Origin of the sequence: Streptomyces sp. NBC_01304 (assembly GCF_035975855.1) — a bacterium.
Taxonomy (GTDB): Bacteria; Actinomycetota; Actinomycetes; order Streptomycetales; family Streptomycetaceae; genus Streptomyces.
The window spans coordinates 6,767,380-6,781,165 of record NZ_CP109055.1 but is presented as its reverse complement, the minus strand read 5'-3'; the positions used below and the strand labels follow the sequence as shown (position 1 = coordinate 6,781,165).

The window sequence follows — 13,786 nt, the reverse complement described above, 5'->3', positions numbered from 1 at the left end:
GATCGGCCGCGACCCGCTAGAGGGTCGCGGCCGATCACGTTCTGACCTGCGGTGATGTCACTCAGTCCGTGGACGGGCCCACTCGGACAGTGATCGTTTCGCCGTTCTTCGGCTCCTTCAGGATCTCGATCCGCGTGTTGGTGTCAGTGACCTTCACGCTGGCGAGCGGGTTCGACGGGTCGTAGTACGACACCCAGTGACCGTCGTCGAAGACCGGCACGCCGGCCCGGGCGGGGATCTTCTTCGCCACGCCGTTCTTGTGCAGCGTGACGGAGTCGGTCCGGTAGCGGCTGAAGGGCGAGTCGTACGACTGGATGCGCGAGCGCATCAGCGTGCCGTCGGTCCACTTCTCGGCCTTCGGGTGCGAGTCGATCGGCAGGAGCAGACCCTTGCCCGGGTGCTGGCTCGTGTTGTTGTCCGCCTGCGAGGTGTCCCACTGCCAGATCAACAGGCCGTTCTGGTACGGGAAGTGCTCGACCCAGTTGTCCCGCGTGTCGGCCCAACCGAAGTTGTACGGACCGACCTTGAGGGTCTTGTCGTACGACACGTACTGACGGTTCTCCGCGATGTAGTACTGCGGGTAGTCCTTGGTGAAGGACTCACCGATGCGCGAGAAGCCCTTCGCCGTCCAGCCGTTGTCGTCGCCCTCGGCGCCGTCCGTGAACAGCGCGGCGCCGTCCGCGGTGACGCTGATCGCGTCGACGGCCAGGCCCTTGAGCGAGTAGCCGCCGTCGGTCTGGTAGCGGAAGCGCAGGTCGATCTTCTTGCCCGCGTACGCGTCGAGGGAGAAGTTGAGCTTCTTGTACGCGCCCGAAGTGCCGGTCAGACCGGGCTTGTCGCTGCCGTCGCGCGGGAGCGGCTTGCCGTCGGCGGTGCCGTCGAGGGCGGTGTAGTTGGCACCGCCGTCGGTGGAGACCTCCGCGTACGCGAAGTCGTAGTTCTCCTCGATGTCCCACCACGCCGAAAGGTCCAGGCTCGCCTTGGACTTGCCGGTGAGGTCGACGCTGCGCGTCAGGGTGTTCTTGAGGTCGTCGCCCTGGCCGCTCCACCACTGCTTGGTGCCCTCGGCGGGCTTCGCGATGGTGGTCGTCACCGGCTTGGCGGGCAGCTCGACCACGAGGGCCTGCTCGTTCTTGGTGTTGTACTCGGCGAGGCCCAGCTTGTGCGTGGACTTCGTCTTGGAGGTCACGCCCTCCTTGAAGTCCAGCCAGCCCAGCTGCAGCTTGTCCCAGGCGGTCATGTCGCCCGGCAGGTTGCCGATCTGGTCCTTGCCGGTGCCGAGCCAGGAGCCCGACGACATCAGCGTCCAGAAGGCGGTGGAGTTCTCGCCGCCGCCGCTGGTGTCGTAGTGGTCCGGCAGACCCAGGTCGTGGCCGTACTCGTGGGCGTAGACGCCGAGGCCGCCGTTCTCCGGCTGCATCGTGTAGTCGCCGACCCAGACGCCGGTGTCGCCGATCTGGGAGCCGCCCGCCTTGTTGTCGGCGGGGCCGGTCTTGCCGGCGTCGGTGCCGTACGCGTACCAGCGGTGCGCCCAGATGGCGTTGGTGCCCTCGACGCCGCCGCCCGCGGACTCGTCCTCGCCCGCGTGCACGATCTGGAAGTGGTCGATGTAGCCGTCGGGCTCGTTGAAGTTGCCGTCGGCGTCGAAGTCGTAGCGGTCCCACTCGTCGTACTTGGCGAGCTGGGCCTTGATCTCGGCGTCGGTCTTGCCGGCGGCCTTCTGGTCGGCGGCCCACTGCTTGGTGCCGTCGCGGACGGCGTCCCAGACGTTGGCGCAGTTGGTGTCGCCGCAGTAGTTGGAGCCGTAACGGGCCTCGTTGGCCTCGACCTTGACCCAGTCGGAGACCTCACCGTCGACCGAGTAGCGGCCCGAGGACTGCTTCTCGTAGTACTTCTTCACGGACTCTTTCTTCTTGTCCTTGGAGAAGTACAGGTCCTGGAAGTGCTGACGGTTGTAATCCGCCTGCCAGGCCGTGGAGTTGTCGTTGGTGCGGTCCGGCTTGGCGATCTTGTTGTGCAGCGGGCCGGGGGCGCCGCCGTACTTCTTCTCCGGGGGCTTGGGGCCCTCGGGACCGTCCGGGTCGTACATGGTCGTGTCGTCGACCTTGTCGCCGAACTCGACCAGGATCGTGAAGATCTTGTCGGTCTTCTGGCGGCCCAGCTCGACGTACTTTCCGTCGTCGAGCTTGACGACGTCGGAGGCGCCGCGCTTCGTCTTCTTCGCGTCGCCGGATATGAGCTGTTTGAGGGCTTCCTCGCGCAGCTTCTCCTGCTTCTCGCTGAAGGGGCCCTTCAGATCGTGCTCGGTGTCCTGGCCCTTCGCGGGTGCCGGGTCCCGGCGTTCCACCGGGGCGTTGGGGCCCCGCTCGTCGGCCTGGGCCGTGGCGTACGCCGAAGCCGTGGCTCCGGTCGCCGCCAGTGCCGCCAGCACAGCCACGGCGCGTACGGTGCGCCGTCTGCCGCTGGTGCTCGTTTCTTTGGTCACTTGGATGCAGTCCTCCCCCGCGACCGCGCCTGCGGATGAGGAGTCGGATGAGTTCCGCGCGCCATGTCGCGTGTCACAAGTGACGACATTCGACCGGAGTTACCAGAGAAAAGACAGACCTTGACTTGTGTGGCCCAAGTGCGTTACGCGGTGGCCGTGTTGCGCTATCCGGACACCTCAGGCAGGTCACGCAACGGCACCAGCGCGTTCGTCTCGCGTACTGGACAGCCGAATGAACCCGTGCGCCCCCCATGCTTCGCGACCGTGGGTTAGGTCACGCTTACCAACCGTTCCACTCGGGAATCCAGCCCAATAGAGTTACTTGACGGCGCGCTCAGCGAAGTCGAACGACTCCCCCGCAACCACTGTCCATGCAAGGACGGTTCCGCCATGCCTGGTTACGCCCTGCCTCGTCCGACTGCCGCACAGCTCGCCTACGGTTCGGCCACCGTGGTCTTCTCCACGCTCGCCATGCTGCTGCTCTCGCAGACCCGTACGGGCATCGGCGTCGCCGTCATCACCCTCGCCGCGCTCGGCCTCGGCCTCCTGGTGGCGGTGACGGTACCCATGCCGAAGCCCGCACCCCGACAACCCCTGGCCGCGCCCGAACCGGTCGAGGAGCGAGTGCCGGTACAGCGCCTGCACACCGGCGCGGAGTCGCGTGCCGCCGAGCATTCCTTGCGCAACTGACGTCACACGACAGCGTGTTGGGCGGGCCCGAAGACTCTCGGGCCCGCCCAACACGCTGTCGTACGTGGGGTGAGGCGTGGGTCAGACGGTGACCACCACGGTCTTCGCCGCCTTGTCGTGCAGACCTTGTCGGTACGGTTTGTCCGACGCGATCAGCACGATGAGGATCAGCCACCAGACGCAGCAGCAGAGCACGGCGGGGATCTGCAGGACCGCGGCGCGGGTCAGCGCCGCGCTCGAGTCCGGGGTGCTGCCGTCGCTGAGGTTCGCGACGCGCAGGCCCAGCCACTTCTTGCCGAGCGTCTGGCCGTTCTTGCGGACCATCAGCCAGTCGTAGAGGACGTACGCGGCCAGCGCGATGATCTTCCAGAGCCACTGGCCGCCGCTGTTGGCATCGGCCACGACGTCGCCGAAGTCCTCGCCCTTGTCCGCGGTGACCTTGATGCTGCCGGTCAGCGTGGAGAGCAGCGAGATCGGGATGACGATGACCAGGATGTCGAGGAAGCGGGCCAGGAGCCGCTTGCCGATGTCGGCGAGGGGCGGCATTCCGGCGAGCGGGTCGGAGCCGCCGTAGCCGCCGCCGTAGGGGTCGCCGCCGTACGGGTTGCCGCCACCGGGCGGCGGTGCACCGTAGCCGCCGGCTCCGCCTGCGCCGGGCGGGGGTGGCGGGGGTGCCGCGCCGAAGCCGCCGCTGTCTCCTCCGGAGGGGGGCGGGGGCGGGGGTGTGGCGCCGTAGCCGCCGCCGTTGCCTCCGGAGGCGGGCGGTGGGTCGTACGGGGATCCGCCGTTGCCCTGCGGAGGCTGAGGCGCGTCGTAGGGGGAGCCGCCGCCACTGCCGGCGGGCGGCTGCTTCAGATACGGGTCGTCCTCCGGCTGTCCTGCACCGGGGGGCGGCGGTTGGGTCGTCATGGGCCGAGTCGACCGCATGGCCCTGCCGGGCGCACGCCTGGTGGGGCCATTCGGGGGACCCTCAGGGTACGGATTGCTCCCCGCCCCGCCCCGCCCCTTCCCGACTGTGACATCAGCGGCTGCCGCCGCGGGCTGCGCCGCCTTCCGCCCTGCGGGCGGTGTCCTCAAACGCCGGACGGGCTGAAGAGATGCCGGCGGCAGCCTTTCGGGAAGGGGCGGGGTGGGGAAAAGAAGCTAGCCCGCCACGAACGTCCGCGCCGCCTTGTCGTGCCAGCACTGCTTCCACGGGCGGTCCCACAGGCACCACAGGACGCCGAGCACGCCCACCACCAGCAGGCCCGGCACCACGTACACGAACCAGCGGCGCAGGGCCGCGCCGAACGTCGGCGGGGCGTACTCCTCGATGTCGCGGACCTCGATCTTGCAGAGCTTCTTGCCGAGCGTGCGCCCCCACTTGGACGTCGGCAGCGCCTCGTAGAGGACGCCGAAGACCAGCAGTACGCCGAGCACGACGCCCAGCGTCACCGAGGTCGTGCCGTCGAGCAGCCACACCGTGGTCTTCAGGCCCGACTGCTTCGCCGCCTCGATCTTGTCGTCGATGTGGTCGAGGGTCTTGCCCACGAACGGGAACGCCGCCCCGCCGACGACCGCCACCAGCACGATCGTGTCGATGAGCCGGGCAAGGAGCCGCCGCCCGAGCCCCGCGGGCCGCGCCGCCGCCGCGGCCTGCGCCGCCGCCAGGAACGGGTCGACCGTCACGGGCCGGATCGGCGCGGGCGCCCCGGCCTGCGCCTGCCCCTGCGCCTCGCCACCGCCCTGCGCCAGTTGCTGCACCTGCTGCGGCCAGGACGCGGCACCCCCACCGGGCCCCGCGACGGCCATTGGGGAGGACGCGGCCGCGGCGGCGGCGGGCGGTGGATAGCCGTACCCCGAGCCGGAGTTCGCGGGCTGCGCGGGAACGCCGGGCGTGCCCTGCTGCGGCGGATAGCCGTAACCGCCGCCCTGGGCGGGAGCGGGCCGGGCGGCGTTCGCGGGCAGGGCCCGGATCGCCATCGTGCCGTCGGCGACGGGCGCCTGAGCGGCCGGGCCGGGCTGCGCGGAGGCCGCGCCACCGGCAGCCGCGCCACCGGACGCGGCGGGGCGCGGGCGGCGCACCATGACCGTGTGCCCGTCGGCCTGCTCGGCCGGCGGCTGCGGAGTCTCGGCCTGCCGGGCCGGGGCCCGGTCCCCGTCGTTGCGGGGCGCGCCGGCGCCGGGGCGGGCCGCGCGCATCATCACGGTGCCGTCCCTGCGCTCGTTCCCCGCCGGGGGCGCCGCGGGCGCGGGCTGCTCGGCGGGCTCGACCGGTTCGGCGGCCGGGGCCTGCTGCCCGGCGCGCGGGTCCGGCTGCGGGGCGCCGGGAGCCTGAGTGTTCTGCGGGGCCTGCTGCGGAGCGCCCTGCTGGGGCGAGCCCCAGGAGACGCGCTGGTCCTGCTCCCCACCGAACCCGGCCTGCCGCGACGCGTCCGCGCCCCAGGCGGAGGCGGGCTCGGGGCGGGCGCCGTGCAGTTCGTCGGGGGCCGCGGCACCGGGCTCCTCGTCCAGGAAGACCGGGCCCGTCTCCTCCACCGGAGCCGCGGGAGCGGGGGCGGGAGCGGCCGGAGCGCCACCCTGGCCCGGAGGGGCCGGCATGGGCTCACCCTCCGCCGGGGCAGGGCGACTTGTACCCGGAACCCAGGCCGCACCATTCCAATACCGGACATATCCGGGAATGGACGGGTCGGGGTAGTAGCCAGACGTGGGGCTGCTGTCGCCCGGTGCCGGAGTTGGGGCGCTCATGGTCCGTCGTCCCGTATCTGCTCGGTGGTCTTGTGGAGGCTCCACATCTATCAGACCGCCGGACCCGGGCGGGCCGGTCCCCGGGTTCCGTCCACTTTCCGGGCATCAAAAAGAAACTCTGAAAAGTCGCGTAAGGGAACGGCGCCGACGCCCTCTCTGCTTGTACGGGCCTGCTCCACGGCCCGGGCCGTGCAGTACAAGTCGAAAGGAAACGCACCGAGATGCACACCGTGGTGGAACGCGAGCTGGAGCTCAAGCTGGTGCTGTCGCCCGAGCGCAGCATTCCCGTACCGGCCCGGCTCGTCTATCGCACCGACGATCCGTACGCCGTGCACATCACCTTCCACGTCGGCTCCGACCAGCCGGTCAACTGGACCTTCGCCCGTGAACTCCTGGTCGAGGGCGTCTTCCGCGCCTGCGGTCACGGCGATGTGCGGGTCTGGCCGACCAAGCTGGACGGCCGCAGCGTCGTCCTGATGGCACTGTCCTCGCCCGACGGCGACGCGCTCCTCGAGGCGCCGGCCGCCGCCGTGTCCGCCTGGCTGGAGCGCACCCTGCGGATGGTCCCTCCGGGCTCTGAGTCCGAGCAGCTCGGCATCGACGACGGCCTCGCCGAGCTGCTCGCGCCCACCCCGGCCGACGATCTCTGGCTCAGGGACCCCTGGCCCTCCGACGAGTCGAAGGACGGTGAGTGAGCAACGTACGAGTGAACGTACGGAACGTACGCGCATCCGGCATGCGCGCCTCAGAAGATCGGATCGGATCGAATCGATCGGAAGAGCCTTCAGAAGAGCTTTCCGGGGTTGAGGATCCCCAGCGGATCGAACGTCTCCTTGATCCCGCGCTGCAGTTCGACGCCCACCGGCCCGATCTCGCGCGCCAGCCACTCCTTCTTGAGGACGCCCACGCCGTGCTCGCCGGTGATCGTGCCGCCGAGTTCCAGGCCGAGGGCCATGATCTCGTCGAAGGACTCGCGGGCCCGCCGGGACTCGTCCGGGTCCTGGGCGTCGAAGCAGACCGTGGGGTGGGTGTTGCCGTCGCCCGCGTGGGCGCAGACGCCGATGGTGAGGCCGTACTTCTCGCCGATGGCGGCCGTGCCTTCGAGCATGGCGGCGAGCTGCGAGCGGGGCACGCAGACGTCGTCGATCATCGTGGTGCCCTTGACGGCTTCGAGCGCGGTGAGCGACAACCGCCTTGCCTGGAGCAGCAGTTCGGACTCCGCATGGTCCTCGGCGGGCACGACCTGAGTGGCACCCGCGGCCTCGCAGAGCGCACCGACCGCGGCGAGGTCGGCGGCCGGGTCGAGGGTGTCGAAGGCGGCGAGCAGCAGGGCCTCGGTGGATTCCGGGAGGCCCATGTGCGCCATGTTGTTGACGGCCTGGACGGTCGTACGGTCCATCAGTTCCAGGAGCGAGGGGACGTGGCCGCCCTCCATGATCTTGCACACCGCGTCGCAGGCCGCGGCCGCTGAGCCGAACTCGGCTGCCAGCGCCAGCTGCCCGGGTGGTTCCGGCTTCAGGGCGAGGATCGCGCGTACGACGATGCCGAGGCTGCCCTCGGAGCCCACGAAGAGCCGGGTGAGGTCGTACCCGGCGACGCCCTTGGCCGTGCGGCGGCCCGTCGTCAGCAGGCGCCCGTCGGCGAGGACGACGTCGAGCCCGAGGACGTACTCCGCGGTGACGCCGTACTTCACGCAGCACAGGCCGCCCGAGGCCGTGCCGATGTTGCCGCCGATGGTGCACTGTTCCCAGCTGGAGGGGTCCGGCGGGTAGTACAGGCCGTGTTCGTTGACCGCGCGGGAGAGGGTGGCGTTGACGACGCCCGGCTCGACGACCGCGATCCGGTCGATCGTGCTGATCTCCAGGATCCGGTCCATCTTGACGAGCGAGAGCACGATGCAGCCGTCGGAGGCGTTGGCCGCCCCGGACAGGCCCGTGCGCGCGCCCTGCGGGACGACCGGGACGCGCAGCGCGGTGGCCGTGCGCATCACGTGCTGGACCTGTTCGACGGTGCGCGGCAGGACGACGACGGCGGGGGTCCCGGCCTCGCAGAAGCTCGCCATGTCATTGGCGTACGCGGCGGTGACGTCCGGGTCGGTGAGGACGGCGTCGGCGGGGAGCCCGTCGCGCAGGCGGCCGACGAGGGTGTCCTGGGAAGGCTGACCGGGGGCGGCGTTCATGATCTCAGCCTGGCACTCGGGGCCATCGGTGTGAACCCGTCTGCGAACCCTCGCGCATGCACCGATGTGTTCTTCGTATTGACGCACAGTGTGCGCCATGGAGATCGAACCGGAACCGCGGCCGCAGGGCCGGCAGCCTGAGACCCCGCCGTCCGAACCGCCGCCTCCTGCCGCGACCCAGTCCTGGTCCGGGCCGTTCGGCGACCCGCCGCCGCGCTGGCCGGTGCCGGACGCCGAGGCCCCGCCCGCGCCCGCGCCGAGGCCCGCGCACTGGGCCGAGGCCACGCCCGTGCCGCTGCCTACATCGACGCCGGAGCCCGCCGCCGTGCTGCCGGACGGGCCCTCGGCTCCGGCCGCCGATGCCGCGGGGCCCACTCCCCCGGCCCCGCGGCGCGGCCTCTCCCCCAAGGTCAAGCGGGCCCTGGTCGTCACGGTCGCGGCCTCGACCGCGCTGGCCGGCGTCCTGATGATCGTGCCCGCCCTGCAGGGCAGCGGGACCCCGCCCGCGCTCGGCCCCGTCGGCCGGGCGAGGGCCGCGGCCGGTGCCGGCGCGCCCGCCTCGCTGCGGGATCTGGGCGCGCTGATCCGCGACCGCGAGGCGCACCTGGCGCAGCACCCCGGTGACGAGGAGTCGTGGGCGGTGCTCGGGGCCGCCTACGTCGACCACGGGCGCCGGGTCGCCGACTACAGCTACTACCCGCGGGCCGAGGAGGCGCTCAATAAGTCCCTCGCCGCCAAGCCGGGCGACCAGGGCAACATCGAGGCGCTGTCCGGGATGGCCGCCCTCGCGCATGCCCGGCACGACTACCGGGCGGCCAAGAAGTGGGGCGAGCTCGCCGTCATGCAGGCGCCCCAGCGGTGGACGCTCTACCCGGACCTGATCGACACCTACGGGCGCCTCGGCGACCACAAATCCGTGGGCAAGGCCCTGGAGAAGCTGCAGGAACTGCGGTCCGGCTCCGCCGTGATGGCCCGCGCCTCCCAGGTCTTCCGGGACCGCGGCTGGCGCGAGGACGCGGCGGCGGCGATCTCGGACGCGGCCGCGCTCGCGGAGACCCCGGCCGAGCGCGCCGCGTACCTCCATCGCATCGGCGAGCTGTCCTGGGAGCGGGGCGAGGCGGCGGAGGCCCTGCGCTACTTCGACGAGGCGCTGCGCACCGACCCCGACCACCACCCCTCGCTCGCGGGCCGGGCCCGGGCGCAGGCGGCGCTCGGCCGGCACCGGGAGGCGATGCTCAGCTATCAGGCGGCCCTCACCAAGCAGCCGCTGCCCGAATACAACCTGGAACTGGGCGAGTTGCAGGAGTCCCTCGGCCAGGAGGCGGCCGCGCGCGTCCAGTACGGGCTGCTGCGCGACCGGATCAAGAAGGAGGCCGGGCTCGGCGTCAGCGACGAGCTGGTGCTCGGCATGTTCGAGGCCGACCACGGCGACCCCGACGCGGCCGTGCAGCGGCTCCAGGCCGAGTACCGGCGCCACCCGAGCCGTCAGGCCACCGACGCGCTGGGCTGGGCGCTGTACCGGGCCGGGGACCACAAGCGGGCCTTCGGGTACGTGAAGCGGGCGATGGAGAAGGGCCCGCGCAGCGCCCTCTTCGTCTACCACCGGGGCCAGATCGAGCGTGCCCTCGAGGAGTTCGGCGCGGCCCGCCGCCACCTCCAGGAGGCGCTGCGCCTCAACCCGGCCTTCTCCCCGCTGCTCGTCCCGCTCGCCAAGGAGGCCCTGGACGCGCTGGGCGAGCCCTCCGAGGGCGGCCCCGAGAACATGCACGGCCAGGCGCCGCAGGCCCCGGAGTACGGCAGGCCCTCCTCGGGCGGCGGGCAGCAGGTCCGTCCGGGCAAGCCGGGGCGGGGCTCCGGCCAGGGCGGCGGGAGCGGGCAGCCGAAGCAGTCCGGATCCCGGGAGACGTACCGGAAGTCCCAAGGAAACGGCAGCGGTCAGGGCACCAGCAGCGGCCAAGGCACCGGCAGCACCCCCCGCCGCACGCCCTCGACGGCCCCGCGCCGCACCCAGCAGTCCGAACCGCGGCGGACGCAGCAGTCCGAGCCGCGCCGCACCGCTCCCCGCACGACCGGCAAGGCGGACAAGCCGGCGCCGAAGCGCACCAAGCAGCGCTGAACCCCCCACCCTCCCAGGAGAGTTGCCATGCTTCATCACGTACGCCGACTGCTGACCGGAGCCGTGCTGGCCTCGGCCCTGACCGTGTCCGCGGCCCTGCCCGCGGGCGCCGCGAACGGCGGGAACCCCAATCCCCCGCCGGACCCGTACCACGCGGGAACGACCGTCTCGGACCTCAACCTCTATGTGGCGGCGGGCGGTTACGCCGAGATCCCCTTCAGCCCCGAGTTCAAGGCGGCGCTCACGAAGGCGGGTGTGACGGTCAAGCAGCTGCACCCGTTCAAGCCGCTGCCCGGCAAGTCGCCGAACGACGGACTGTGGCTGCCGGTCGGCAACCGGTACGACGCGATCCAGCTGGACACCCGGTTCACCTACCCCGGCGGCTTCGTCCTGACGAACAAGGCGGGCAAGACCTGGTCGGCGAACGGCTGGTCGCTGCTGATCGAGCCGGTCGTCGCCGGGTTCTACGTCAACCCCTGGGTCGGCAACCAGCAGTTGGGCAAGAACTTCAAGGTCGTCGACGCCAGCTTCGTCGAGGCGCTGACCACCGGCGGATTCTTCGCGCCGCACTTCGAGGGCGGCCAGTTCTCGTGGGGCCCGACGAAGGTCGCGCTGCGGATCACCGCGAAGATGGCCGACGTACTGAAGAAGCACCTCGGCGTGGTCGTTGCGAAGGGGACGGTGCTCGGGCACATCACGGTGCGCTGGAGCGACCGGCCGATGTGGCAGAACGAGGACAGCATCGAGATGGGCAAGCAGAAGCCCGCGCCCCCGGTCATCAGCTTCAACTGAGTCGTGAGCCTCAGCTGAGGCACGAGCTTCAGCTGAGGCACGAGCTTCAACTGAGGCCGGGGATCCGGATTCTCAGATCGCTGCCGTGCCGATCAGGGCGTTGCGGGAGACGAGGGCGGCCAGTTCGTCCTCGGTCAGTTCTTCCGTACGTTCCGGTCGGCGCGGCAGCACCATGTAGCGGGTCTCCGAGCTGGAGTCCCACACGGTGATCGCCGTGTCCTCGGGCAGGTCAAGACCAAACTCCGCCAGCACGGCGCGGGGTTCGCGCACCACGCGTGAGCGGTAGGCCTCGCTCTTGTACCAGCTGGGGGACGGGCCGAGCAGCCGTACGGGATAGCAGGAGCACAGCGTGCAGACGACCACGTGGTGCTCGTGCGCGGTGTTCTCGACGACGCGCAGGCGCTGCGGCTGGACGCCGCCGGCCGAGTAGCCGAGCTCCGCGACGGCGGCGGTGCCGTCCTCGACGAGCCGCTGACGGTACGCCGGGTCGGTCCAGGCCTTGGCGACGATGCGGGCGCCGTTGGCGGGGGAAGCGCCGGACAGGAACGCGTCGAGGGTCTCGTCGAGGGCGGCGCCCGCGACCAGGCCGCGGTCCTCCAGGAGGGTCTCCAGACGGCGGACCTGGCGGGAGATCCGGGCGTCGGTGTGGTCGCTGCTCATCCTTGTTCCTCGCTCGGTTCCAGGGCTTCCGTCGGCTCCAAGTAGCTTTCCCACAGGTCGAGTACGACGTGGTGGTCGCCCTCTCCCCACAGGTCGCGGGCCGTGAACCGGACCGCGTACACCGCCTCGACGGGTGCGTCGTCGCGGCCCTGCGAGCGGATGTCCGCGAGGGGGTGGCGGCCCTCCGGCTCGACGATCACGCCCTGTTTGCCGCGGGCGTAGCGCGGGATGCGGGTGTGGTGGGGCGGGTCGGTGTGCGTGGTGCGTACGCGGGTGCCGGGGCGGTAGCGCGCGTCGGCGTCAGTCATCGAGGGCCCCGGGTTCCAGGACGCCCTTGCGTTCGAGGAGGGTGCGGATCGCGTGGAACCAGCGCTCGTAGTACGAGGCGGCGAGGTACTCGGCCGGGGCCATCGTCTCGACCGCGTCGCGGAACTCGTCGAGGTTGTAGACGCCTTGCCCGATCAGGGCGCTGTTCAGGGCGAAGACGCGGGCCTCCCAGTCGTGGTGGAAGGGCTCGTCCTCGGTGGTGGTGTCGATGGGGCCGAAGCCCTGCATGCCGCCTACGTCGTTGATGCGGGCCATGGCCGCACTCTAGGGCCTGTCCGCCACACCCGGGGCCATCGGTGTGATCTTCTGCCAGGACGCCATTTCGGGGCCGTGCCGACGCGGCGTACGCCCGCACAGTGAACGGGTGGATTCCTCCGAGACCTCCGAGACCTCCAAGACCTGCGAGACAGAGACCAGGCGGTCGGCCGGGCGGTTCGGCGGCCGGAAGGCGGCGGTGGCGGTGGCGGTCCTCGTGGTCGCGGCGGTGGCCGGCGGGCTGCTGACACTCGGCCCCGACGACGTGCCGCCGTCCGCGGCGCCCGTGATCCGGGCCGACACGGTGACCGGGGCGGGCGCGCCCGCCGCGGCCGGGGACCTCTCGGCGCTGATCGACGAACGGCAGAAGGCGCTGCGCGAGCACCCGGACGACGACGCCTCGTGGACGGTGCTCGGCACGGCCTACCTGGAGCAGGCGCGGCGTACCGCCGACCCCTCGTACTACCCCAAGTCCGAACAGGCGCTGGGTCGTTCGCTGAAGCTGCGGAGCGCGGCGGGCGGGAACTACGCCGCCATGGTGGGGATGGGCGCCCTGGCCAATGCCCGGCACGACTTCGCCGGGGCCAGGAAATGGGGCGAGCGGGTGCGGGCCGCCGAGCCGTTGCGGTGGACGGTCTATCCCGTGCTGATCGACGCGTACACCCAGCTCGGCGCGTACGACGACGCGACGGCGGCCGTGCAGCGGCTGCTCGATCTGCGGCCCGGGCTGCCCGCGTTCACCCGGGCCGCCTACGAGCTGGAGATGCACGGCCGGACGGGCGAGGCGAAGAGTGCGCTTGAGCAGGCCGTGGGGGTGGCAGGTTCGCCCGCCGAGACCTCCTTCTGTCTGCACCGGATCGGTGAACTGGCCTGGGAGCGCGGCGATGTGCGCGGGGCGCTGCGGAGCTACGAGGCCGCGCTGCGGGCCGACCCGGACTCGCATCCGGCACTCGCCGCGCGGGCCAGGGCGCGTGCGGCGCTCGGCGATACCGAGGCGGCGCTGCGGGACTACCGGGAGGTGACCGGACGGGTTCCGCTGCCCGAATACGTGCTGGCCCTGGGCGAGTTGTACGAGTCGCTCGGACGCGGGGCCGAGGCGCGGGAGCAGTACGAGGTGCTGCGGGCGGAGGTCAAGCTGTTCGCCGCGGCCGGGGTGAGCGACGACCTGACGCTAGGCCTGTTCGAGGCCGACCACGGGGACCCGAAGGCGGCGGTGCGGACGCTTCAGGACGAGTGGCGGCGACGTAAGAGCGTGCTGGTGGCGGATGCGCTCGGCTGGGCGTTGCACCGCGCGGGCCGGGACGCCGAGGCGTTGCCGTACGCGCGGAAGGCGGCCGGGATCGGCTGGCGGGGCGCGTCGTTCTCGTACCACCGGGGGGAGATCGAGCGGGCGCTCGGCATGCGGGCGGCGGCCCGGGCGCACCTGGGCGAGGCGCTGAAGCTCAACGCGCACTTCTCGCCGCTGCAGGCACCGGCGGCGCGCAAGGCCCTCGATGCGCTGGACAAGGGCAAGGGTCAGGACGAGGCATGAGGGTGCGGGTACGGGTACGGGCAT

Annotated in this window: 12 protein-coding genes; 5 read left to right on the top strand and 7 right to left on the bottom strand. The window is 71.5% G+C overall.

Annotated elements, in window-relative coordinates; translation table 11 throughout:
• Nucleotides 1-61: 61 nt before the first annotated feature.
• Complete coding sequence (locus tag OG430_RS30070; RefSeq protein WP_327355756.1) at nt 62-2,485, bottom strand: immune inhibitor A domain-containing protein; 2,424 nt, start codon at nt 2,483-2,485, stop codon at nt 62-64.
• Nucleotides 2,486-2,890: 405 nt separating this feature from the next.
• Here OG430_RS30070 and OG430_RS30065 point away from each other — a divergent pair, with 405 nt between their 5' ends.
• Entirely contained in the window at nt 2,891-3,175 is a 285-nt protein-coding gene (locus tag OG430_RS30065; protein ID WP_327359278.1) for a hypothetical protein, read from the top strand.
• Nucleotides 3,176-3,256: 81 nt separating this feature from the next.
• Here the strand turns inward: OG430_RS30065 and OG430_RS30060 are convergent, their stop codons facing one another.
• On the bottom strand, nt 3,257-4,084 hold the full coding sequence (locus OG430_RS30060; protein ID WP_327355755.1) for an RDD family protein: 828 nt from the start codon (nt 4,082-4,084) through the stop codon (nt 3,257-3,259).
• Nucleotides 4,085-4,318: 234 nt separating this feature from the next.
• Nucleotides 4,319-5,902 (bottom strand): RDD family protein, encoded by a 1,584-nt coding sequence (locus OG430_RS30055; RefSeq protein WP_327355753.1) that lies wholly within the window; start codon nt 5,900-5,902, stop codon nt 4,319-4,321.
• A gap of 221 nt (nt 5,903-6,123) precedes the next feature.
• Here OG430_RS30055 and OG430_RS30050 point away from each other — a divergent pair, with 221 nt between their 5' ends.
• Nucleotides 6,124-6,597: an SsgA family sporulation/cell division regulator gene (locus OG430_RS30050; protein WP_327355751.1), complete on the top strand. Its 474-nt coding sequence runs from the start codon at nt 6,124-6,126 to the stop codon at nt 6,595-6,597.
• An 89-nt stretch (nt 6,598-6,686) separates the two neighbouring features.
• On the opposite strand, the gene OG430_RS30045 is transcribed toward OG430_RS30050, so the two are convergent.
• Nucleotides 6,687-8,081, bottom strand: coding sequence for an FAD-binding oxidoreductase (locus OG430_RS30045; RefSeq protein ID WP_327355750.1), 1,395 nt, complete (start codon nt 8,079-8,081; stop codon nt 6,687-6,689).
• Nucleotides 8,082-8,178: 97 nt separating this feature from the next.
• Between OG430_RS30045 and OG430_RS30040 the strand changes: the two genes are divergently transcribed.
• Together OG430_RS30040 and OG430_RS30035 are read left to right on the top strand one after the other, a co-directional pair.
• Nucleotides 8,179-10,197: a tetratricopeptide repeat protein gene (locus tag OG430_RS30040; RefSeq protein ID WP_327355749.1), complete on the top strand. Its 2,019-nt coding sequence runs from the start codon at nt 8,179-8,181 to the stop codon at nt 10,195-10,197.
• A 27-nt stretch (nt 10,198-10,224) separates the two neighbouring features.
• Nucleotides 10,225-10,989, top strand: a complete 765-nt coding sequence (locus tag OG430_RS30035; RefSeq protein ID WP_327355748.1) for a hypothetical protein — start codon at nt 10,225-10,227, stop codon at nt 10,987-10,989.
• A gap of 72 nt (nt 10,990-11,061) precedes the next feature.
• Here the strand turns inward: OG430_RS30035 and nthA are convergent, their stop codons facing one another.
• The 3 genes from nthA to OG430_RS30020 are packed head-to-tail and all read right to left on the bottom strand — an operon-like array spanning nt 11,062 to nt 12,231.
• Nucleotides 11,062-11,649, bottom strand: coding sequence for a nitrile hydratase subunit alpha (nthA, locus tag OG430_RS30030; protein ID WP_327355747.1), 588 nt, complete (start codon nt 11,647-11,649; stop codon nt 11,062-11,064).
• The gene (locus tag OG430_RS30025; RefSeq protein WP_327355746.1) at nt 11,646-11,957 is read right to left on the bottom strand and encodes an SH3-like domain-containing protein; all 312 of its coding nucleotides are present in this window, start codon (nt 11,955-11,957) and stop codon (nt 11,646-11,648) included. Before OG430_RS30025 ends, nthA begins: the two co-directional genes overlap by 4 nt.
• Entirely contained in the window at nt 11,950-12,231 is a 282-nt protein-coding gene (locus OG430_RS30020) for a hypothetical protein (RefSeq protein ID WP_327355745.1), read from the bottom strand. The genes OG430_RS30025 and OG430_RS30020 overlap by 8 nt, the downstream gene beginning before the upstream one ends.
• Before the next feature lie 109 nt (nt 12,232-12,340).
• Between OG430_RS30020 and OG430_RS30015 the strand changes: the two genes are divergently transcribed.
• Nucleotides 12,341-13,762: a tetratricopeptide repeat protein gene (locus tag OG430_RS30015; RefSeq protein WP_327355744.1), complete on the top strand. Its 1,422-nt coding sequence runs from the start codon at nt 12,341-12,343 to the stop codon at nt 13,760-13,762.
• The last annotated feature ends 24 nt before the right edge of the window (nt 13,763-13,786 follow it).

Bases quoted from the DNA above. Each gene is read 5' to 3' on its own strand.
- OG430_RS30060 (WP_327355755.1), bottom strand. From the start codon at position 4,084: ATGACGACCCAACCGCCGCCCCCCGGTGCAGGACAGCCGGAGGACGAC.
- OG430_RS30055 (WP_327355753.1), bottom strand. From the start codon at position 5,902: ATGAGCGCCCCAACTCCGGCACCGGGCGACAGCAGCCCCACGTCTGGC.
- OG430_RS30050 (WP_327355751.1), top strand. From the start codon at position 6,124: ATGCACACCGTGGTGGAACGCGAGCTGGAGCTCAAGCTGGTGCTGTCG.
- OG430_RS30045 (WP_327355750.1), bottom strand. From the start codon at position 8,081: ATGAACGCCGCCCCCGGTCAGCCTTCCCAGGACACCCTCGTCGGCCGC.
- OG430_RS30040 (WP_327355749.1), top strand. From the start codon at position 8,179: ATGGAGATCGAACCGGAACCGCGGCCGCAGGGCCGGCAGCCTGAGACC.
- OG430_RS30035 (WP_327355748.1), top strand. From the start codon at position 10,225: ATGCTTCATCACGTACGCCGACTGCTGACCGGAGCCGTGCTGGCCTCG.
- nthA (WP_327355747.1), bottom strand. From the start codon at position 11,649: ATGAGCAGCGACCACACCGACGCCCGGATCTCCCGCCAGGTCCGCCGT.
- OG430_RS30025 (WP_327355746.1), bottom strand. From the start codon at position 11,957: ATGACTGACGCCGACGCGCGCTACCGCCCCGGCACCCGCGTACGCACC.
- OG430_RS30020 (WP_327355745.1), bottom strand. From the start codon at position 12,231: ATGGCCCGCATCAACGACGTAGGCGGCATGCAGGGCTTCGGCCCCATC.